Source organism: Bacillus thermozeamaize, assembly GCA_002159075.1.
Classification (GTDB): domain Bacteria; phylum Bacillota; class Bacilli; order ZCTH02-B2; family ZCTH02-B2; genus Bacillus_BB; species Bacillus_BB thermozeamaize.
In genome coordinates this window covers 172271-193860 of sequence record LZRT01000094.1, presented here as the reverse complement: position 1 = coordinate 193860, position 21590 = coordinate 172271, and the positions used below count along the sequence as shown (strand labels likewise).

General features: G+C 56.6%; 20 protein-coding genes, 1 tRNA gene and 1 other annotated feature. Of the genes, 4 read left to right on the top strand and 17 right to left on the bottom strand.

What is annotated here, in order from left to right; translation table 11 throughout:
- The first annotated feature begins 42 nt into the window (after positions 1-42).
- Positions 43-618, top strand: a complete 576-nt coding sequence (locus tag BAA01_02070; protein ID OUM86136.1) for a transcriptional regulator — start codon at positions 43-45, stop codon at positions 616-618.
- On the opposite strand, the gene BAA01_02065 is transcribed toward BAA01_02070, so the two are convergent.
- Entirely contained in the window at positions 597-1676 is a 1080-nt protein-coding gene (locus BAA01_02065; protein OUM86135.1) for a peptidase M28, read from the bottom strand. The genes BAA01_02070 and BAA01_02065 overlap by 22 nt on opposite strands.
- A gap of 518 nt (positions 1677-2194) precedes the next feature.
- On the opposite strand from BAA01_02065, the gene BAA01_02060 reads away from it, so the two are divergent.
- Both BAA01_02060 and BAA01_02055 read left to right on the top strand, forming a co-directional pair.
- Positions 2195-2656 (top strand): 5-(carboxyamino)imidazole ribonucleotide mutase, encoded by a 462-nt coding sequence (locus BAA01_02060; protein OUM86170.1) that lies wholly within the window; start codon positions 2195-2197, stop codon positions 2654-2656.
- Between the two features lie 74 nt (positions 2657-2730).
- Positions 2731-3921: a 5-(carboxyamino)imidazole ribonucleotide synthase gene (locus tag BAA01_02055; GenBank protein OUM86169.1), complete on the top strand. Its 1191-nt coding sequence runs from the start codon at positions 2731-2733 to the stop codon at positions 3919-3921.
- A gap of 3 nt (positions 3922-3924) precedes the next feature.
- On the opposite strand, the gene BAA01_02050 is transcribed toward BAA01_02055, so the two are convergent.
- From BAA01_02050 to BAA01_01995, 12 genes are all read right to left on the bottom strand, one after another.
- On the bottom strand, positions 3925-4980 hold the full coding sequence (locus BAA01_02050) for an ABC transporter substrate-binding protein (protein ID OUM86134.1): 1056 nt from the start codon (positions 4978-4980) through the stop codon (positions 3925-3927).
- 170 nt (positions 4981-5150) lie between these two features.
- Complete coding sequence (locus BAA01_02045) at positions 5151-5930, bottom strand: ABC transporter permease (protein OUM86133.1); 780 nt, start codon at positions 5928-5930, stop codon at positions 5151-5153.
- Entirely contained in the window at positions 5930-6715 is a 786-nt protein-coding gene (locus tag BAA01_02040) for a hypothetical protein (GenBank protein ID OUM86132.1), read from the bottom strand. The genes BAA01_02045 and BAA01_02040 overlap by 1 nt, the downstream gene beginning before the upstream one ends.
- A 29-nt stretch (positions 6716-6744) precedes the next feature.
- Complete coding sequence (locus tag BAA01_02035; GenBank protein OUM86131.1) at positions 6745-7410, bottom strand: thiaminase II; 666 nt, start codon at positions 7408-7410, stop codon at positions 6745-6747.
- A gap of 45 nt (positions 7411-7455) precedes the next feature.
- Complete coding sequence (locus BAA01_02030) at positions 7456-8712, bottom strand: acetylornithine deacetylase (GenBank protein ID OUM86130.1); 1257 nt, start codon at positions 8710-8712, stop codon at positions 7456-7458.
- A gap of 117 nt (positions 8713-8829) precedes the next feature.
- Positions 8830-8937: a binding site (TPP riboswitch), on the bottom strand.
- 62 nt (positions 8938-8999) lie between these two features.
- The gene (locus tag BAA01_02025) at positions 9000-9947 is read right to left on the bottom strand and encodes a hypothetical protein (GenBank protein OUM86129.1); all 948 of its coding nucleotides are present in this window, start codon (positions 9945-9947) and stop codon (positions 9000-9002) included.
- Positions 9948-10062: 115 nt separating this feature from the next.
- Positions 10063-10731: a septum formation protein Maf gene (locus BAA01_02020; protein ID OUM86128.1), complete on the bottom strand. Its 669-nt coding sequence runs from the start codon at positions 10729-10731 to the stop codon at positions 10063-10065.
- Positions 10732-10764: 33 nt separating this feature from the next.
- A complete protein-coding gene (locus BAA01_02015; protein ID OUM86127.1) occupies positions 10765-11631 on the bottom strand; it encodes a formyltetrahydrofolate deformylase in 867 nt (288 codons plus the stop codon).
- Between the two features lie 15 nt (positions 11632-11646).
- Positions 11647-11964 carry a hypothetical protein gene (locus BAA01_02010; GenBank protein ID OUM86126.1) on the bottom strand — a complete coding sequence of 106 codons (318 nt, stop codon included), beginning with the start codon at positions 11962-11964 and terminating at the stop codon, positions 11647-11649.
- A complete protein-coding gene (locus tag BAA01_02005) occupies positions 11909-13255 on the bottom strand; it encodes a tRNA epoxyqueuosine(34) reductase QueG (protein OUM86125.1) in 1347 nt (448 codons plus the stop codon). The genes BAA01_02010 and BAA01_02005 overlap by 56 nt, the downstream gene beginning before the upstream one ends.
- A 42-nt stretch (positions 13256-13297) precedes the next feature.
- Positions 13298-13750 carry a ribonuclease HI gene (locus tag BAA01_02000; protein ID OUM86124.1) on the bottom strand — a complete coding sequence of 151 codons (453 nt, stop codon included), beginning with the start codon at positions 13748-13750 and terminating at the stop codon, positions 13298-13300.
- 12 nt (positions 13751-13762) lie between these two features.
- Positions 13763-15475 (bottom strand): ATPase, encoded by a 1713-nt coding sequence (locus tag BAA01_01995; GenBank protein ID OUM86123.1) that lies wholly within the window; start codon positions 15473-15475, stop codon positions 13763-13765.
- Positions 15476-15705: 230 nt separating this feature from the next.
- Between BAA01_01995 and BAA01_01990 the strand changes: the two genes are divergently transcribed.
- Positions 15706-17154 (top strand): dipeptidase PepV, encoded by a 1449-nt coding sequence (locus BAA01_01990; protein ID OUM86122.1) that lies wholly within the window; start codon positions 15706-15708, stop codon positions 17152-17154.
- Positions 17155-17274: 120 nt separating this feature from the next.
- On the opposite strand, the gene BAA01_01985 is transcribed toward BAA01_01990, so the two are convergent.
- The 4 genes from BAA01_01985 to BAA01_01970 all read right to left on the bottom strand — a co-directional run bounded on the left by BAA01_01985 (position 17275) and on the right by BAA01_01970 (position 21299).
- On the bottom strand, positions 17275-17856 hold the full coding sequence (locus BAA01_01985) for a uracil-DNA glycosylase (protein OUM86121.1): 582 nt from the start codon (positions 17854-17856) through the stop codon (positions 17275-17277).
- A 266-nt stretch (positions 17857-18122) separates the two neighbouring features.
- Positions 18123-18209 (bottom strand) — tRNA-Leu (locus tag BAA01_01980).
- A gap of 252 nt (positions 18210-18461) precedes the next feature.
- Positions 18462-20588, bottom strand: a complete 2127-nt coding sequence (locus tag BAA01_01975) for an MMPL domain-containing protein (GenBank protein ID OUM86120.1) — start codon at positions 20586-20588, stop codon at positions 18462-18464.
- 162 nt (positions 20589-20750) lie between these two features.
- Complete coding sequence (locus tag BAA01_01970; protein OUM86119.1) at positions 20751-21299, bottom strand: hypothetical protein; 549 nt, start codon at positions 21297-21299, stop codon at positions 20751-20753.
- Positions 21300-21590 lie beyond the last annotated feature (291 nt).

Below are 21590 nucleotides of genomic sequence, written 5' to 3'. Positions count from 1 at the left end.
CAATAAACGAGACAAAGCAGTTCATGGTCAGGAGGATGGCAAGTGGCGGAAGATACGCACAAATTCTCGGGTGAAGAGCGCAGGCAATGGATACTGGAAAAATTAAAAAAAGCGGCCAGTCCTGTGACAGGAACAGAACTGGCGCAATTGGCCAACGTCAGCCGTCAGGTCATCGTTCAGGATATCGCCCTGCTGAGGGCGTCGAAGCACCCCATTCTGGCCACGCCGCAAGGGTATCTCTACCACGACGCCGAGATCTCGCAGGAAAAATACCCCTGTTCGCGGGTGATCGCCTGCAAGCATCAGTGGGAAGAAACGGAAACGGAGCTGAATACCCTGGTGGATCACGGCCTTCAGGTCCTGGATGTCATCGTGGAACATCCCGTATATGGAGAACTTCGCGGTTCTTTGATGCTGAAAAACCGGCGCGATGTGCAGCACTTCCTGAAAAACATTCAGGCTTCCGGGGCCTCCTTGCTCTCCTCGCTCACCGGGGGCGTCCACTTGCATACGGTGGCCGCGGAGTCGGAGTCGCTCATCGATGAAGCGTGCCAGGCGCTGTCGCGGCTCGGGATCCTGCTCAATGACCAGCCGCATCAAAGGGTCCGGGATGCCTGAATCTCTTTGATCACCGACGGATTCATCCTTCTTAAGAGCGCAATCAGGAGCCGTTTGGCCGCCTGATAGTCATCCCGGTGGATGACCGAGACATGACTGTGGATATAGCGGGCGGGAATGCTGATCACCGCAGATGGAACCCCCCTCCCGGACAGATGCACCCTTCCGGCATCGGTGCCTCCTTGTGAAACAAAAAACTGGTAGGGGATCTTCTCTGTTTCTGCCACGTCCAGGATGAGATCGCGCAAGCCGGGAAGCAAAATCATCGAACGATCATAAATCCGGATCAATACCCCTTCTCCAAGCCGTCCAAAACCGTCCCGCACGCCCGGCGTATCTCCAGCCGGGCCTGCATCCAGCGCAAAAAACAGGTCCGGTTCCACCAGATTGGCCGCCACCGCAGCTCCCCGCAGGCCCACTTCTTCCTGGACCGTCGCCCCGCTGTACAAGCTGACCTGCAAGGACTCGTCCTTCAACGCCTGCATCAGTTCAATCGCCAACGCGCAGCCATAACGGTTGTCCCAGGCCTTGGCCAGCAACTTTTTTCCGCCGGCCATTACGGTAAAAGGCGTCGCCGGCAAGATCGGCTGCCCGGGCTTGATGCCGATCGTTTCGGCTTCTTCCCGGCTGTCGGCCCCCACGTCAATGAACATCTCGCTGATTTGAACCGGTTTCTTCCGCGCATTCTCATCCAGGAGATGAGGCGGCGTGGAGCCGATCACCCCAGGCACCACTCCCCGCTCCGTGATGATCTGCACCCGCTGCGCCAACAACACCTGATTCCACCATCCGCCCAGCGGCTGGAACTTGACAAACCCCTTTTCCGTAATCTGCGTCACCATCATGGCCACTTCATCCATGTGACCGGCAACCAGAACCTTCGGGGCGTCAGGCGGCCCCTCCTTGACGCCAAACACCCCGCCCAGCCGATCCGAGACGATCCGGTCGCTGTAGCGCTGAAGGTGAGACTTCATGATCTCCCGCACCGGCCCCTCAAATCCGGGAGCGCCGTTGGCCTCGGTCAACTCCTGAAAAAGGGCCAATTGTTCATCTTTCAATCGCTTCACCTCCAAAACGATCCGGCAAGTTCACACTTGCGTCACCCTTATTCCCCAGGAAATCAACAGTTACAAACATATTGTATCAAATCATTCCTCAAACCGACATTTCGGGCAACGCAACGTTTACCTGTCTCGTCCCTTTTTGTGATAAAATAATACAGTACGGAAAGGAGGAAGCGAGCATGTTTGTCGTGTGGATCCTGCTGGCATTGATCATCGGCTCCTTGATCGGTGTCGGCATTGCCCGTTGGGAGGCATCCCGGCGCGTTCCGGTGGACGAGTCGGTCATTCGCGAAAAGTGGGAAGCCGTCAATGAATATCAGCGGAAAAAAGCGGCCCGGAATCATCATCAATGAATCATCAATCCGGAATCATCATCAATGAATCATCAATCCGGAATCATCATCAATTAAGGAAATCAGCATTTCAATCCGTGATGCGAAATCGAAACCGATGCGGAGCGTGACACCGTGAAACCTGACGCATTGCCCCCACACCCCCTGGTCGGCGTGATCATGGGCAGCACATCTGACTGGGAAACGATGAAAGCCGCCTGTTCGATTCTCGAGGAGCTGGAAATTCCTTACGAGAAAAAAGTGGTCTCCGCCCACCGGACACCCGATTGGATGTTCCGCTACGCGGAGACCGCCCAAGAGCGCCAATTGGAAGTGATCATCGCTGGAGCAGGCGGTGCCGCTCACCTGCCGGGGATGATCGCAGCCAAAACCTTGCTGCCCGTCATCGGCGTGCCGGTCAAAAGTTCCACATTGAACGGGCTGGATTCCTTACTGTCCATCGTCCAGATGCCAGGCGGCGTGCCCGTGGCCACCATGGCCATCGGAAAGGCTGGAGCCACCAATGCCGGCCTGTTTGCGGCCCACATCCTGGCCAACAAATATCCGGTCGTCCGCCAGCGGTTGCAACAGCGGCGTGAAGCCATCGAAAAACAGGTTCTGGAACACTCGAAATTGGATTAGTTGTCATGCGGGAAAGGGAGAAAAGCATGGAACGCACCGATTCGATACATACCTCATCCGATCATTCGCCGTCATTGTCCGAACACAAGGCAGCCGCAACCGGGCCCGCTCAGAAGCACCCCGCCATTCTCCCCGGTTCCACCATCGGAATCCTGGGCGGCGGACAGCTGGGCCGGATGATCGCGCTGGCCGCGCGACAGATGGGCTACCGCATTGCCTGCCTCGATCCGCAAGACGACTCCCCTTGCGGCCAGGTGGCCGATCAAGCATATACCGGGGCCCTCGACGATCTGGCGGTTGCCATGCAAATGGCCGAAACGTGTGACGTCATCACCTACGAATTTGAGAATGTGGATGATCGTCTGGTGGAAGCTCTCCAACAATCCCATTACCTCCCGCAGGGCAAAGCGATCCTGACCATATCCCGGCACCGCATTCGGGAAAAAAGCGCCTTGGCATCCATCGGCATCCCGGTCGCGCCCTTCCATCCGGTGCGATCGCGTGCCGATTTGGCCAACGGGGTTCGGGAACTGGGTTTTCCATGTGTCCTAAAGACCGCCCTCGGGGGCTACGACGGCAAGGGACAGGCCGTGATCCGCAATGAAGAAGAGGCGCTTTTGGCCTGGGAAACGCTGTCCGGCATGTGTCCCGAACTGATTCTGGAACAATGGATTCCTTTTGAAAAAGAGATCTCGGTGATTGCCGCCCGCAGCACGACAGGCGAAGTGCGTTGTTTTCCTGCGGCCGAAAACATCCATCAAGACGGCATCCTGCGCATCTCCATGGCGCCTGCGCGCATCCCGCAGGCGCTGCAGGAGCAAGCGCAGGAGCTGGCGACGTCGATTGCCAACCGATTGAATGTCTATGGACTGATTGCGGTGGAAATGTTCCTGACAAAAGAAGGCCAGCTATTTGTCAACGAACTGGCGCCGCGGCCCCACAACTCGGGACACTACACCATGGAAGCCTGTGTCACCTCGCAATTTGAACAGCATGTGCGGGCCATCTGCGGCCTGCCGCTCGGGTCCACGCGCCTGCTCTCGCCCGTGGTCATGCTCAACCTGCTGGGAGAGGAACCGGCCGCCGTCTTGAAACGCTTGCCGGCGCTCCCCGTAGAGGCCAAGCTGCACCTCTATGGAAAAAAAGAGGCGCGCCCGAAGCGAAAAATGGGCCACCTCAATGTGCTTGCTCCCACCCTTGACGAAGCCCTGGAGACCCTGCGGCGGTACCAGGAACAGCTCCAATTGCCCCTGCCTGAATGGTGAGCCTCATTCCTCCAGGTTGACGAACAAAGATTCCGGCGCGATGGCCTTTTCTATCACGCCTTCGCGCTTCAACCAGTCCACCACTTCCTCCCATACCCGCGCGTCTTGGTAGCCGAACGGCTTCTCCCCCGCGTCCATCAACGGCAGGAGGATCTCCAGGCTCTGCCGCTCAATCTCTTCATCCAGCGGGAACGCCTCGCTTTGCTGCTTGAACAACACTTGCAACGCAGCTTCCGGATTGGCCGCCACCTCCTCCTGCGCCCGTTGCGCCGCACGCCAGAATGCCGCGATGGACTCCCGTTTCGCCTTCCAAGTGCTCTCGCTCGTGACCAGAATCAGTTCATAATAGTCGGGAACGCCATAGTCAACCGGATCGATGACCCGGACGGGAACCCCATGCTTTTCCAGGAGCAGCTTCTCGTGATTGATGTAGCCGCCCAGGACCGCGTCCACCTGATCGGTGCTCAAAGCCTGCACGATGTCCCAGCCGATATCCTGCAAGGTTACCTTGCCGGGATCCCCACCGTCTGACTTGACCATCGTCTGAAGAATCGCCTCGTTGGTGGGAATGGAAGGGTAACCAAGCTTCCGGTTTTCAAGATCTTTCGGCGACTGGATCGGGCTGTCCGCCTTGACCATCATGGCATTCAAGGGGTGGCGGACCACCGCTGCCACCGCCACGTTGGGCACGCCTTCCGCCCTGGCCATCACCAGTTGCGGCTGGTAGCTCAAGGCCAAATCCACCTGATTGGCCGCGACCAAACGGAGCGGGTCGTTGGTCTCGGCCGGCATCTGAATCTCCACATCCAGCCCTTCCTCAGCAAAGTATCCCTTCTCTTTGGCAAGATAGATGAAAGCATGCACCGCATTGGGATACCAATCAAGCATGATGCTCAGCTTTTCCGGCTTTTTTCCGTCATCTGCCCCCCTACCCGTCTCGTTTGCCTCCCGATCCGGCAGCTCTCCCTGCCCCCCACAGGCGGCCAACACCAGGGCCAATCCGCCCAGCAACGCCAAAACCAGCATGTTCATCGTTCGTCGCTGTTTTTGTCCGTCCATTTTTCCCTTCCCTCCATCCTAATTCCCTCCATATTCCCTCTATCTTCCCATTTACAGTTCCACCCAACGTCCATTTCTCACCGACCATCCACATCCGGCACATGATGCGGACATTGGATGGCCATCCGGGAATCAGACGGCTTTCCTCTCAACACCTGCAAGGAAGCCAATCATTGCCGTGCCGATCCCCTGTGCCCGCCTTCCCGCTTCCAGGGCAAACACTTGCGTTCCATGCCCTGAATCAACAGAAACAGGAGAATCCCCAGCAGGGACAGCACCAGTACCGCGGCAAACAATGGAGCGGCGCGGACACTGTGGGCCATCCGCCGGCTGAAATACCCCAGGCCTTCATTGGCTCCCAGCCATTCGCCGATGGTGGCCCCGATGACGCTGACCACCGCCGCCATCTTCAAGCCGGTGAAAAACATCGGCAAGGAAGCGGGCACCTGCGCCTTGAGAAAAATCTGCCAGCGGTTGGCGCCCATCGTCCGCAGGAGCTCCACCCATTCGGCATCCGTGCGCCGGAAACCGTCATATGTGTTCACCACAATCGGAAAAAAGCTGATCAGGACCGTCACCGCCACTTTTCCCCAGATCGAATAGCCGAACCACAACACGAAAACCGGAGACAAGGCGATGATCGGCAGCGTCTGCGTAACCACCAGCAGCGGATAGAAGGTCCGTTCCACCAGCGGAAACAGCGTCATGGCCGCAGCCAGCCCAACCCCCAAAACCACCGAAATGGCCAGTCCCAAGAGGATGATCCACAGTGTGGCGGGCAGATGCACGGTGAACAACAATCCGGCATGCTCCCACAGCGCGTAGAGGATGGCGGAGGGCGGCGGGAGGATGAACACCGGCACGTTCAATGCCCTGACCGCCACCTCCCATCCGAGCAGCATCAGCAAGAAAAAGGCAACGGGTGCGCGATACTGTTGCAGCCAGTACATCACGTCGCCAGCGCTCCCTCTTCACCACGGATTTGTTCCAGCAATTGGCGTTTCAAACGGATAAAAGCCTCCTCCGTCACCATGAACATCTTTCGCGGACGGGAAAGCGGCACCTCCACCATCCGCACTGTGGACAATGGGCGGGCGGAAAGCACCCCGATGCGGTCGGAGAGCAAGATGGCCTCTTCCACATCGTGGGTGATAAACAGCACGGTCTTCCGCAACTTCTGCCACAGGTTCAGGAGCCATTCCTGCAGCTGGGCGCGCGTCAACGCGTCCAACGCGCCGAAAGGCTCGTCGAGCAAGAGCACGTCGTTGTCCGCCAGAACGGTCCGCAAAAAAGAAACCCGTTGCCGCAAGCCCCCTGACAACTGATGCGGATACAGGTCGGCCACCGCCTCCAAGCCAAATTCCCCCAAAAAGGAGCCGGCCCGTTCGAGCGCCTCTTTGCGCCGCCATCCTTTCAGCTCCAGGGGCAATGCCGCATTTTCGCGCACCGTGCGCCAGGGAAAAAGCGTGTCCCGCTGGGGCATGTAGCCCACCTTGCCCAGGCGCCGGCAAAAGGGCCGGCCCCGGTACAAAATCTCACCGGCGTCCGGTTCCAGCAGTCCTGTCAACAGCTTGAACAACGTACTCTTTCCCGAGCCGCTCGGCCCGATCAGAGTAAAGAACTCCCCCTCCCGCACACTCATGGAAAAGCCGTCCAAAACGGGAAAGGAACCCCCCGCCTGCCGGTAAGTGAAATGCAAATCCCTTAACGTCAACACATCCTCCACTTCTCCCATGTGCTGCCACACTCCCCGCTGGAACCGCTCTACACCGGCCATTCTTCGCGCTGATAGGCCTTTTCCCAAAAGAGATACTCATATCGGCTGCTGGTCAAAAACAGGTCTTGCAATCGCTTCTTATGCGCCTCATCAATCGACGCGGTCAGCGCATCCAGGCGCTCCCGCATCATCGCTGCCAAACGGCCGAATTCCGGCGAAGCGTATGTCTTGATCCAGTCCCGATACGGCGAGGACTCCCAGCCGGGAACCTGAGCCAAGCGCAAACCGATCTCGTGATACCCCCATTGGCACGGCAGCACGGCGGCCAGCACCTCTGTCATCGTCCCTTCATAAGCGGTTCGCACCAGGTGGCTGGTGTAGGCGTAGGCTGTCGGAGAAGGAACGGTGGCTTCCAGCTCCTCCCGCGAGATGCCAAATTCCGCCGCGTATTTTCGGTGCAAGTCCATCTCATCATGCAAGGTGGCGTGCAATAGCTCGGCAAACTCACCCATCTCTTTAAGATCATGCGATTTGGCCGCGGCGATGGCGAACACCCTGCTGAAGGCAATCAGGTAAATGTAATCCTGGCGCAAGTAGTATTGAAACGACTCTAGCGGCAATTCTCCACTGGCCAGCCCTTTGACAAAAGGATGCTCCATCTCTTTCTGCCAGATCGGCTCGGCCAATCGACGCAATTCCATGGAAAACGACATTTCCCATACCCCTTTCAAAAAGTGATGTTTCTTCCTTGCCCCCTGTCATCCGCACCACTGCTCAATAAATCGCACCAGCGTCTGCGTATACTGCAGCAGTTCCGCCCATTCCACGCTTTCATTGACCGCGTGCGCCTGCGCGAGTGAACCGGGCCCGTACAACACAGTCGGGATACCGGCCCGCCCCAGCCAGCCTGCATCGGTTACGGTGGACGACATGCTGCAAACCGCAGGCACCCCGCCAATCTCTTCATGCACTTGCGAGAGAAGCTGTACCCCTGGGTGCTGCCAGTCGACTTCCAAGGCCGGGAATATCTCACCTTGATCTTCAATCATGGAGCTTCCGCCCCAGCGAAATTGCGGCGGATGCTGGCTCAGCCACGGATCGGCGGCCGCCATCCGCAGGACATGCTCCTCCACCTCTTTGGCCACGCTCTCGTACGTTTCATTGGGGTAAAAATGGACCGTTATCCAGAGTTTGCACTGATCTGCCACAAAAGCAGGATGGCGTCCCCCTTCAATCACCGCCGGATTGATGGTATTCATACCGGGAGGAAAGCCCGGATAGGATTTCATCACTGCCCAATGACGTTCCAATTCCTGAAGCGCGTGGATCACCTTGACCATTTTTTCAATCGCGCTGGCGCCAAATTGCCCTCCTCCCGCATGGATGAGTTTGGCGCGCATGCCATCGTGGAACGTATGCGGGCTGCGAATCTCAATCCAACCGGTTATCACGCCGCCCTGGCCCTGAATCTGCATCTGGCTGGTATCCATCACGATCGCAAAATCGGCTGTGTAACCACGCTGAACACAGGCTTGCGTCCCGGCTTCCCCCACCTCCTCCCCAATCACCGACTGGAAAATGATATCCCCTTTCGGGACAAAGCCTGCCTCTTTCAACAAGGACAGCGCAAAGAGCCCGCTGGCCAGTCCGCCTTTCATGTCGGCCACGCCGCGCCCGTACAGGCGCCCGTCCCGCTCGGTCAACGTGAATGGCGGCGTGCGCCACCTCTCATCCTCTTCCACGCTCGCCACATCGATGTGCCCGTTTAAAATGAGGCTGCGCCCGCCACCCGTTCCCCGCCAACGGCCAACCACGTTATCATCATTCGGGTAAATTTCCCACTGATCCACCTCCATGCCTAGATTTCGCAAATATTCAGCCACATATTGCTGCGCCAAACGCGTGTTCCTGGCGGGAGGGCTGACCGTCGGAAAAGCCACCAGCCGGCTCAACAGTTGAAGATACTCCTCCTTTTTCTCATCGATCCTCCGTCTCCATTCCTCACTGGAAAACAAGGGTCCTCTCCTCCTTGCAAAAACCAAATCCAAATGAACGCACAAAAAAACCGCTCCCAGTGGAGCGGTTTGGGTACGAATTTCCTCATGCCGAGTGTGGCGCCAAAAAACGCCTTCGTATCCTCCGATCCACTTCCCTACGCTGGTATGATCCAGATCAGGTTCAAAGGGTTAAGGGTTGAACACCCTTTCTCAGCTCCCAACGGAGCACCCCTAGTGGATGAAAAGCGAGATGAAATTGTCTGACATTCATACTATACCCGAACCGGCGCAAAAAGGCAAGGCGCTCAGCCGACTGAGGGCCTGGCCTGGGGCTTCCCGATCAGGTCCGCTTGATCGGTTTCCTGGGGCGGCCTGCGGAACACTTCCATGCACATATAGCTGAGCGCGCCAAACAGCAGCATGATCAAGGTGGCGTGCAGCAAGCGCGTAAACAGGTTGAGCCCTGCCCACATCATCAGGCCGCCGCTTAAAATCTGCAACACGACGAGCGCGCCGGACCACACCCCCGCGAGGTACAGATCACGCCGTTCCTTGTACCGGCGAAGCGTGACCACCAGCAAGGCCAGTACTGCCACCATCAGCAAGAAAGCGCTCAGGCGGTGGACAAACTGGATTCCTGCCGCACCCGAAAAGCCGGGAAACCACTTCCCGTCGCAAAGCGGGAACCATCTGCCGCATCCGCCGCTCGCATTGCCGTGAACCACATACGCCCCCGTATATACCACCACATAGGTGTAAGCGGTCACGCCGAAGAGGGCATTCCGGTATCCCTTTGTGAAAGTCATTTGTACCGGGCGCGATTCCCAGCGAAAGAGAATCAACGTAAACAACAATACCGTCGCAAAAGCGACGAGCGAGACGCCGAAATGCAATGCCATGATCGGGGGAGACTGTCCCCACACCACAGCCGCCGCCCCGAGCAGTGCCTGGATCGCCGTAAAAAGAAAACTGGCCGCGACAAGAAAGCGGGCATCCCGTCGCCCCTTGCAGGCGCGCCACGCCCAAACCAGCAACACCGTAATCAGGATGCCGACGATACCGGAAACCACCCGGTGGCTATATTCGATCATCGAATTGATGTTGGCTTGCGGGAGGAACTGACCTTCACACAACGGCCACGATCGGCCGCACCCGTCTCCCGATCCGGTTTTTGTGACCATCGTGCCGACGAAGACGACCAGGAACATAAACACCGTTGTGATGACTGCCAGCCCTTTCAATCCCCTGCTCACACGGATACCCCCTGTACTGGTTGATGCTCCTTCGTCATACACTTCAACCTTCATTATACCGTAAAGGAATGCCGCGGCACGAATTCAGAAAAGGCGTTCTTGTGACACCAACGCTTCAAAACAGGCGATATCCCCAGTCCTCGAGGAATTTTCCAAACAACGCCAGCGGCAAGCCCACCACATTGAAATAGTCGCCGTGGATGCCTTCCACCAGCGTCGCGCCCAGTCCCTGAATGGCGTAGCTACCGGCCTTGTCAAGCGGCTCGCCTGTCGCCACATACCGGCGAATCGTCTCATCGGAGAGCCGGCAAAACTGTACGTCGGTCCGGGCATGACCCAGCCGTTCCCTGTATTCCTTGCCGACTTCAAACAAAGCCAGCCCGCTATACACCTGATGGCGGCGACCCGACAAACGGCGCAGCATGTGGCGGGCATCTTCCTCATCCGCCGGCTTTCCCAAAATTTGGTTGTCCAGTACCACCACCGTATCGGACGCAATCACCAGAACGGGCCCTTTCTTTTCCTGCGGCAATTCCGTGTCGCGCCCTTTTTCGGTTCCCGTTACGTGCGGCTGTCCGGTGAGCAGCTGTTCGACGATGGCGCGGCCCTTTTTCCAGGCCAATTGTTCCACTGTCTCTCCCGGTGTCAAGCCCGGCGATACCGTCTCATCCACCTGCGGCGGCCGGATCGTAAAACGGATCCCGAGGGATGCCAGCAGTTCCCTGCGCCGCGGCGAGCCAGAGGCCAGAATCACGGTGGCCTCCGGAATGAGCCCCATGGCCATCACCTCACAAAGAAGTATTCCCGACAGGTGCGATCAGGAAAACACAATCGTCTTGTTCCCGTATACCAGGATCCGATCCTCGAGGTGCCAGCGCACCGCACGGGCCAGCACAATCCGCTCCATATCACGGCCGATGCGCTTTAAGTCCTCCACCTGATCGCGGTGATCCACCCGCTGTACATCCTGTTCGATAATGGGTCCCTGGTCCAGTTCTTCCGTCACATAATGCGCCGTGGCGCCGATAATCTTTACCCCGCGTTCGTACGCCTGATGATACGGCTTTCCGCCGACAAAGGCGGGCAAAAACGAGTGATGAATGTTGATGATCTGGTTGCGGTAACGCTGCACCATGCGCGGAGGGATGATTTGCATATAGCGTGCCAGGACGATGGTGTCAACTTTTCCCTCCAGCAGCTCCAGATGCACATTTTCCGCCGCTTCCCTGTTCTCCTTGTTGACAGGAACATGGTGGTAGGGAATGTCAAACGGCCTGACCAGCGGCTCGAGATCCGGATGATTGCTCACCACCATCACGATCTCGGCCGGCAATTCCCCCAAACGCCAGCGCCAGAGCAGCTCCTGCAAGCAATGATCCTCCCGTGAGGCAAAGATGGCCAGCCGTTTTTTCTGCCCGGCGTGGGTCATCCGCCAGACCATCTGAAACTTGTCGGCCACTTCTTGAAACCGCTTTTCGATCTGGGGCAGTTGTTCCGCCAGATTGGGCAGATCAAATTCAACCCGCATAAAAAAACGTCCACCCTCCGGATCGGTGGAATGTTGATCCGACTGGACAATATTGGCCCCGCAGTGATACAGGAACTGCGAAACAGCAGCCACAATCCCCGGCCTGTCCGGACAGGAAATCAGCATTCTTCCCCTGTTTCTCTCGTTCTGTCTCATCTGAGTTGACTCCCTTCAGCTTTTACTCCCTTCAAGTGGTTCTTCATCTTCCAATCGTCTTCGATTGCGCTCCAGATCCCTTTCCAAGGCTTGGCTTTCTTGGTGCCGAGGCGATCGGGTGACCACTTCAATCGCCTGGATCAAGGCGCTCTGCAGATCGACACGCATTTGGAATTCCAGTTGAGACACCTTGGCATACAGCTCCCCCTGCCGGCTGACCACATAATGGCTCGGCAGGCGGTTCAAGGCGTAGGCTTGAATGTCGAGCCGGCATTTTTCACAACGGCAGGTTTGCGGAAAGTGCGGCAGGATCCTGTCCAACTCCTGTTTCACCAGCCACTCCATCACATTGACCAATTGCACCATCTGGCTTCTCACTCCCTGTGCCCGCATCTGCCATAGATGCAGGGTCCTTTTCCTTCAAAAAACGCAGTCCCTTTTCAATCTCCTGACTGACTTCCGGAACGGTTTCCTGGCGATACGCCTGTTCCAACGCCTGCTGAACCCGCCTCCTTACCGCCTCTTCCTGGCCGGCCGCGATCTTGCCCACCGCCCAAGCGGCTGTCCCACGGATGACAGGCCGCGGGTCTTCCAGCTTTTCCAGCAACAACGGGATCGCGCTGGCATCCCGGTAATGGGCCAGTGCCAAGATGGCGTTCCGTTCCAGCGGCTTTTTGCCACGCCAGCTGGCGGCCGACATGCCAAACCGCTCGCGAAACATGCGGTTGCTCATTTTCAGGATGGGTTGCAACAGCGGCTTGACCACCTCCGGATCGGGCGCAAATGCTTCCTGATGGGTGAAGTTAAGCCCCTTGTTGTAGGGGCAGACTAGTTGACAGGTGTCGCACCCGTACAGCCGGTTGCCAATGATCTCCCGATACTCCTCTGCCAGAAAATCTTTCGTCTGCGTCAGATAGGAAACGCACCGTTTGGCGTCCAGCTGCCCGGGCGCCACAAGCGCCCCGGTGTGGCAGGCGTCGATACACCGTGTGCATTCGCCGCAGGACTGGGTGATGGGAATATCCGGGGGAAAAGGCAGATTGGTCAGCATCTCGCCAAGGTATACCCAGGAGCCAAACTCCGGCGTGATGATCGCCGTGTTTTTGCCGCTCCAGCCAATTCCGGCCCGCTCTGCCACCGCCCGATCGGACAGGGCGCCGGTATCCACCATGATTTCGGTTTGAACTCCCTCTACCCTATGGCGAAGATAAGCGGCCAGCTCCTCCAGTTTCCGGCGCAATACCCGGTGGTAATCTTCCCCCCAGGCCGCCCGCGCGAAAAAGCCCCGGTACGCGCCCTTGCGCGAGGCAGGGGGATGGTCCATCCGCGTCGGATAGGCCAATGCGATGGCAATGATGGATCTTGCCCCCGGCATCAGCAGCTGCGGATTGGTGCGCCGCTCCAGATCGGGCTCTTCAAAACCCGACTCATATCCCAGCTCGCGGTGCCGCACCAGCCGCTCCTTCAGCTCGGTAAACGGCTCCGCTGAGGCAAAGCCGATTTTGTCGATGCCGATGGTTTTGGCATAGGCTTTCAGCTCCTCCTTCAAAGCCGCCCACCGCCCGGCGGCCCTGCCGCTTTCGGGGCTGCATGCAGGCGTGGTGTGCCCGTCTTTTTTTTCCAAACCTTTTCCCCCTTTCCCTCTGCTTCCCCTGCCGCGCCAACGTCACTTCGGAATGGCCGCCACGGCCAGCTGGTCACAACGGTTGTTCCAGGGATTGTCGTGATGCCCCTTGACCTTGCAAAAACGAACCTCATGGCGTCTGGTCAGGGCCCAGAGCTCCTGCCACAAGTCCTGGTTTTCTACCGGCTGCCGCTTGCTGTTCAGCCAGCCGTTGGCCTGCCACTTTTCAAGCCATCCCTGTTGAAAGGCGTTGACAAGGTAGGCGCTGTCGCTGTAGAGCACGACACGGCAAGGCCTTTTGAGCTGTTGCAAGGCTTTGATGGCCGCTTTCAGTTCCATCCGGTTATTGGTGGTCTTGGGCTCGCCGCCGGAAATCTCCTTTTGATGATTCCCGTACAAGAGAATGGCGGCCCAACCGCCAGGTCCCGGGTTGCCCGAACAGGCGCCATCCGTGTAAATGACAACCTCATCGCCCGAAAATTGGCTTCCCGACACGGCCTCTCCTCCCTATCTCTCACTCGCCCGGATTCGCAGGCTGCGCAACCGGTTCACAGCGGCCGCCATCTCCATCCGCCGCGGCCAGGCCAAATCGCCCGGATGCTGGCCGCGATAAGGCGAGAGGAAGTCCAGTCCTTCCCGGTGAAGCTGCTTCTCCACCCAGTCTATGCACTCGGCCACGCTCCACTGTCCATTGGCCACCTGCTTCTCCAAGATCCGGAACACCTCAGCCAAGGCCCGCGTCTGACTGGGATCCACCAGCTGCTCAAGCCCTCCCAGATCGACCGTCTCTTCTCCGTACACGATGGTATGCAGTCCCTTCGCATCCACTTTCTCCTTGCGGCCGCGACGGGCATCGAAACTTTCCGGAAGGATCATGCGCTTCGGAGGGCTGCCGAAATGCCGGCCGCCCTCCTGCCGGCGGTGGGTCGGAATGCGGGCGGCAATCTCCTTGGCCTCTTCCGTGACGTCATAGGGCCGGTAGGTTTCCATCTTGATCACCCGGTCAGCCACATCCAGGTAGTCTCCCGAACCGCCCAGCACCAGAATGGTGGACACCCGGCGTTCTTCGTACAACTGCCTCACCTTGTCGATAAACGGGGTGATTGGCTCCTGTTCCTTGGCCACCAAGGCCTGCATCCGGGCGTCCCGGATCATGAAGTTGGTGGCGCTGGTGTCCTCGTCCATCAGCAGCAGGTCACACCCCACCTCCAACGCTTCCATGATATTGGCCGCCTGCGAGGTGCTGCCGCTGGCATCTTCCGTGGAAAACTGCCGGGTATCCTGGCCAAACGGCAAGCGGTTAATAAACGGCGATATATCCACTTTCTCGACACGCCGGCCATCCTCTGCCCGGATTTTCATCGCCCGCTCCCGCGTGATCACATATTCCCGGCCGTCCCCGCGGATATGGTTGTAGACGCCCCGCTCAATCGCCTTCAGCAACGTGCTTTTGCCGTGATAGCCGCCGCCGACGATCAGGGTGATCCCTTCAGGGATTCCCATTCCTTTGATCGTCCGCCCATCCGGCAAATCGATCGTCACTTCCAAAGACGGCGGTGAGACAAAAGGGATCACTTTTCCCTTCAAAGGACGGTTGCTCACGCCGCTTTCCCGCGGCAGGACGGAACCATTTGCGACAAAAGCCACCAGCCCCCGCTCTTTGAGCGCCTGCCGGATCGCCGCTTGGTCATCCGCCAGCTGCAAGTGATCCAACAGCCGCTTTTCTTCCAGTGAAGCGCGGAACAGGGCCTGCCTGCCGATAGACGGCACGTCTTCGCAAAGCATTTCCGCGGCCTCCCGTCCGAGAATCCGCCTGCCGGCCGCGGGCAATCCCACCTTCATCCGCAGTTCGACATACTCTCTGGTCACCTTGACCGCTGTCCGGGGCAGGATCTCCTGGCCCGGTTCGTCGACGGCGAGCATCCCGCTCTTGCCACTGCCCCGCCGGGTCTGGTATTGCCGGATTGTCCTGGCGGCGACACGGGCCAGAAAATCCTCAAGCGCTATCCGGCGGTGAACAGACGCATCCCATTCTTCCGGCATTCCGGAGGCTGCCCGTCCGACACGCAGACGGATGCGCGAGGGGCTGGCAAACGGATCGCCTTGCACATAATCGATGAACAAGGTGAGCTCCCCATCCGTATAGGTCCCCTGAATCGACTTGTATGCCTTGTATCCGCGTCCGTCTATCTGTTCCAGAAGCTGTTTCAACCTTCTCATCGCCGGTGTCGCATCCTTTCACGATCGTAACCTGACAACGAGTATACCATGTTTCGGCCCTCAATCCCACTCCGCCATCGGCCATCCAATCAACCGTCCCGAATAAAACAGTCCCGAACGCAAGAACCGGACATCTGCACATCGTTCCAACTTCCATGATGCGATGGATCATGATGCCATTCGGTATTTGGTATAATGAGGTTTGAACAATGATGTGAGGTGAAACGCCCGTGAGGATCGACTGGCAACGGGAAGTGGAAAAACGTAAAGACGAGCTGTTGGAAACGGCCATGCGGTTCCTGCGCATCCCCAGCGTCAAGGATGAGGAACGTGCCGCGCCAGGCGCACCGTTTGGCCCCGCAATTCAGCAAGCGATGCAATTTATCCTGGAAGAATGCCAAAAGATGGGGCTTGTCATTCGAAACCTGGACGGCTATGCCGCCCATGCCGAAATGGGACAGGGACAGGAACTGGTCGGGGTGCTCTGCCACGTCGATGTCGTTCCGCCCGGCGAGGGATGGACCACTCCTCCTTTCCAGCCGGCCCTGAGGGACGGCAAGCTTTACGCCCGCGGCGCCCTGGATGACAAGGGGCCGACCGTTGCGGCCCTGTACGCGTTTAAGATCATCAAAGAGCTGGGGTTGCCTTTGTCCCGTCGCGTCCGCCTGATCCTCGGAGGTGATGAGGAGAGCGGCTGGCGCTGCATGGAACGCTATTTTGCGGAAGAGGAGATGCCCACCTTTGGCTTCGCTCCGGACGCCACGTTTCCCATGATCTCCGCCGAAAAAGGGATCCTTGATCTATATTTGCAATATCGTCCGGACACCGACGAGGCTTCGCACCGGCATGAAAGAGAAACTGCCGTCCAACGATTGAAACTTGTCTCGTTGCAGGCAGGCCAACGATTGAACATGGTTCCCGCTGAGGCAACAGCGAAAATATCTGGACCCTTGGAAGCATTGGAGCGGCTGATGAAGCGGTTTGAAAGCGACGTGATCAACCTCGGAAAGGGAACGGCAGCGCGTTCAGGGAACCACTTGACCTTGACTTGTTACGGCAAGGCGGCTCACGGCATGGAGCCGGATAAGGGAATCAATGCCGGCCTGATGCTGGCCCACTTTCTGAGGCGTGAAGCGTTTGCAGAAGAAGACGCCCTTTTCCTCGAAGCGCTGGTAAAGGGATTCTACGGCGACTTCCACGGAAGCAGCCTGGGCATCGCCTTCGCGGATGAAATCACCGGTCCCCTCACCGTCAACCTGGGGCTGATCCAGTACAGGCATGCGGACGGCCAGCCGCCCGAAGGGCGACTGGGCATGACCATCCGCTATCCGGTGACCACCCAGTTTGCCAGGATGCTGGAAAACCTCCGCGCTGCCGCGGCACAATGGGGCTTGCACATCGCATCCTATACCAACAAGGAACCCCATCATGTGGACACCGAGCATTTTCTGGTCAAAACGCTGCGGCGCGTTTACGAAGAACACACGGGCCTGGATAGCACGCCGCTGTCCATCGGCGGCGGCACCTACGCCCGCACGCTGAAGGCAGGCGTGGCGTTCGGACCGCTTTTCCCCGGCAGGGAAGAGACGGCCCATCAGGTGGACGAACACATCCACGTCGAGGATCTCTTGAAGGCGACGGCCATTTATGCCCACGCCATCTACGAGCTGGCCCGCTGAGCCCTGTGGATCAAAAAACCCCTCTCTTCATTGCCCAGAGAGGGGTTTATTGATGCCTGAAACGGCACCTTATACTCCGAAGCCCATAAAGCATTCACCTGTACAAGGCATGCTACCGTATTATGATTGGTGCAGCGCATCATACGCGGCTCGGATCGCCTGCAAGTCTTCCCAAGCTTCCACCTTTTTGGCCGGGTTCCGCAACAGGTAAGCCGGGTGATAAGTGGCGATCATCTTCACCCCGCCACGCTCCACCCACTGGCCGCGAATCTGGGTGATGCGCGCCTTCGGGTCAATGATGGCCCGTGTGGCGGCGGCCCCCAGCGTCACCAGAATGCGGGGACGAATGATGGCAAACTGTTGCCTGAGGATGGGAATACAGGCGGCCATCTCCTCATCCGTGGGCGTCCGGTTTCCCGGCGGACGGCATTTCACAATATTGGTGATGTACACATCCTCCCGCCGCAAATGGATGGCGGCAAGCATCTTGGTCAGCAACTGACCTGCACGCCCGACAAACGGCTGGCCCTGCAAGTCTTCCTGTTCACCAGGTCCCTCCCCGACAAACATCAACGGTGAATGGGGATTGCCTACCCCAAATACCACTTGCGTTCGCCCACGATGCAACGGACACCGCTGGCATTGATGGTAATAACGGGCAAGTGACTGCAATAGTTCCTCCTTGCTTCGCCCTTCCTGCATCGACGGTCCTCTCCACGATGGCTTGAGAACTTACTGTAGATAAGAATCTTCAATAAACATCTTGATTATACCGCACTTCCCCGTCAAAACAAACAACGAACCTCATCAACGGCAAGCGGCGCAAAATGAAAAACGCGACTCCTCATTGAATAGACAATGAGAAACCGCGTTAAAAACAAAGAGAAAACGTATGTATGACAGTGATGTCTCCCTGATCCCAAACGGTGCCAAAGGACAAATACTGACGTTGGGATGGGAGGGAGTCATGGTGCCGAAGGTCGGAGTCGAACCGACATGGGATAAAACCCACACGATTTTGAGTCGTGCGCGTCTGCCAATTCCGCCACTTCGGCATGACAAATCAGCTTTCCCCGGGACAAGCCCTGTGACAGACATAATATTATCAAATCTTGTCATCAGTCGTCAAGATATTTCATGATTCGTGCTCAAGGTTTGGCTTCTCGGATTGGTTTTCTTTGATTATCGCCAAATGGTGCCTGGATCACATCATTTGCCATGAATCTGAAAAAATTGGCCACCTGGCTACGGAAGGCAGGTGGCTCGATACGTCGATATTTCATGTTGTGTTCAACCTCTTTCACCATTCATTCGTTCACTGACGGTTCAAGATCGGAAACAGACCTGGGCCTTTCCTTCTCAAATAAGAGAATAAGCGAGGGCAACAACATGCCGCGGACCAGGAACGTATCCATCAAAATCCCCAGTGCGACAATAAAACCGAACACAAACAGATCAGCGATCGGCATCGTTGTCAGGGCCGCGAAAGTGGCCGCGAGAATCACACCGGCCGAGGAGATCACGCCGCCGGTGTTGCGGACGGCCCTTTCCAGCGCCTCACGCAATCCGCATCTTTGACGTTCCTCTAAAAAACGAGAAACCATGATGATGTTATAATCGATACCCAAAGCAACGAGAAAGATAAAAGCGTACATCGGTACCCGAGTACTGACTGCATCGAACCCGAACATCACATCCACCAAAAATAGCCCCAGTCCGAGCGCAGAAACATAAGACAACAAAATGGTGGCCATCATATACAGCGACATTTTCAAAGAACGCGTCAACACATAGAGCAGCAAAAGGATGAGCACCGTTTCCAAAACGACGATTTTCGTGATGTCCGTTCGGTTCACGTTGCGTTCATCCAGTAACCCGGCCGTCGTGCCGGAAAAATACATTTCTCCCGACAACCCGGCGTCACGGATGTATCGATCCGCTTCCTCACGCATCGTTGACAAGCGCTCGACCGCCTCTGGGGAATATGGGCTGATATCGAAGGACAATGACAATTCTGCTGCGGTGTGTTCATCATTGACACGGTTAACCCGGACGGAGGCAACGTTCGGCTGCGCCTTCAATTGATCTGCCAATGTATTGATCTGCTCCTGTGACATTCCTTTTTCGTCTACCACCAGAATCGTTGTGGGCGCCAGTTCTCCTTTGTCATAGCGGGCCTCCACAATTTCGTAGCCGATGCGGGATGGCATGTCGGGCGGAAACGATTTCACCATGTCGTATTCGAATTTCAAGTTCCACACGTTTAGCGCCGTCACAACCAAAACGACGAGCACGGTAATGCCCGTAGTGACGGGCCTGGTGGTCACAAATCGGGCAATCAACCCCCAGATGCCGTGTTTGGCTTCCGTCTCCTCACCAAAATTCGGAATGCGAGGCCAGAACGATTTCCGTCCGAAAGCGGTAAATAACGCGGGAACCAAGGTAACGGAAGCCAGCATGATCATGACCATGGCGACACCAAAAACAGGAGCAAAATTGGCATAGTCCCTGAAATCGGCGAAAAACAGGACAAGCATTGACGCCAGCACCGTACCGCCAGCGATCAGAACCGGTTTTCCGGTGGCGCGCATCGCTGCCCTCATCGCTTCATGTTTGTCTTCGTACCGGCATAGTTCTTCACGATAACGAGAGAAAACAAACAAGGAATAATCAGTGACCGCAGCAAACAGCAAAACGCTCATGATCGAAATCGTTTGGCTACTGAATTCGAGTCCCGCCGCACCAAGAAGCCCGACCAACTGATTCACTACCTGGTGGACAATCGCCGTTGCCAGCAGCGGGATCAGGGCAAGCAATGGCGAACGATAAATGATGACAAGCAACACGAGGATGATGCCGACAGTGGCCAACAGAAGAACAACATCAGCTCTTTCAAACAGTCTCACCGTGTCGCCAGCAATTCCAGCAGGACCAGTCACATAGAGCTGATTTACCCCTCTTTCAGGTTCCGCCGCCTGCAGAATGGCGTCCACCACTTCACCCATCTGGCTGCCGCCCAACTCTCCTGTCACGGTGGCCGGAACGATCATGGTCGTTCCGTCCTCCGAAACGAAGGACTTGAGAGCAGGACCAGGCAAAGCCGTCAAATCGTGCACTTTTACATGTTCGATGTTCGCATCCGCGATAGCCTGTACCGTATTCACCACCGCTTGAACGTCCACATCTCCCTGCTCGCGATGGAAGACAAGAATGGCAGGCGTTCCCTGATCGTCAGGAAAATACTGTTTTAGCTTCTCCGCAGCGATCTTGGATGGTACATCAGAAGGAAGGGATTGAAAACTAGGTGATTTATAATCGGCCGGGCGCGGTCCCATACTCAACAAAAGCATGGCGACAATCCACACAATGAGCGTGATGCGCACTCCTTTTGGAGTTGTCACCCTGTCCGTCAGTTGGCGTATGATGGAACTCATCACGTTTTCCTCCCCGCAACATCTGTTTAGCATCCTCTAAATTTAACAACTTTCAATTTTTTCAATTGGAACTCGCAGCCGAACCCGCGCCACAGGCACCCAGCAAAAAATAGATCTTTTCAAAAAAATTCAGTCCGCTCCCGACAAACGTTTGGTAGCCATTCACGGATTCAGGCTCTCATCCGTTTCAGTTTGTTTCTTCAACCATTCGATCGTCTCTTTCAACCAGTCCCTGTTTGCCTCGCACAATCTGATGCGACGGCTGATGGCCAGATTAACCCCCAGGCCGTTATGGTGCTTCGGCAGGTTCCGGTATGTATCGATCATACGTTCGATTTTCTTCAGCCGGACTGTCAAACATGCCAGGGCATCCTGAACCGAAAGATGATCGAGAAACATAATGCTGATCTCTTCGGCATGAGTTGTTTCGTCGGTTGAGGCTAGTAACTCGCGAAGCAGTTCCTCGAACCGCTTCTCTCCTTTCATTGTGATAGAGTAGACGATTTTTACCGGACGATTCCCCTCCTTTCCAAGAGTTGATTCCACATAACCTTCTTTTTCCAAGCGCTTTAAGATGGCGTAAGCTGTAGCCTTTTTCATGTTGGTCACTCGACCCAGGTTTTTCTCGATAAATTCATTGATCTTGTAACCGTGCTGGTCTTGCGCCTTTAACAATCCGAGAATCAGCAGTTCTCTTTCCACAAGCTGCATCCTTATGCCGACCCCGCTTTCCATACTATGATATTTATTTGTGAATAGTCAAGAATAACTATATTCAAATGTCAAAGAAGTACGTTCAAGCAATCAGCCAAACCACCGCAGCAATAAATTACAAACAAACATCAGAAATAACCTTTTGACAAAAACGCATGTTTTGGCATAAAATCAAATATGAACACATGCTCATATAATAATATAAATGAATGCGCAAGACGAGCCCTCTGGACGGAAAGGGGGGATATCCTTGGCAACCGATATCCAAACAAAAAGCCGTCTTCGGCA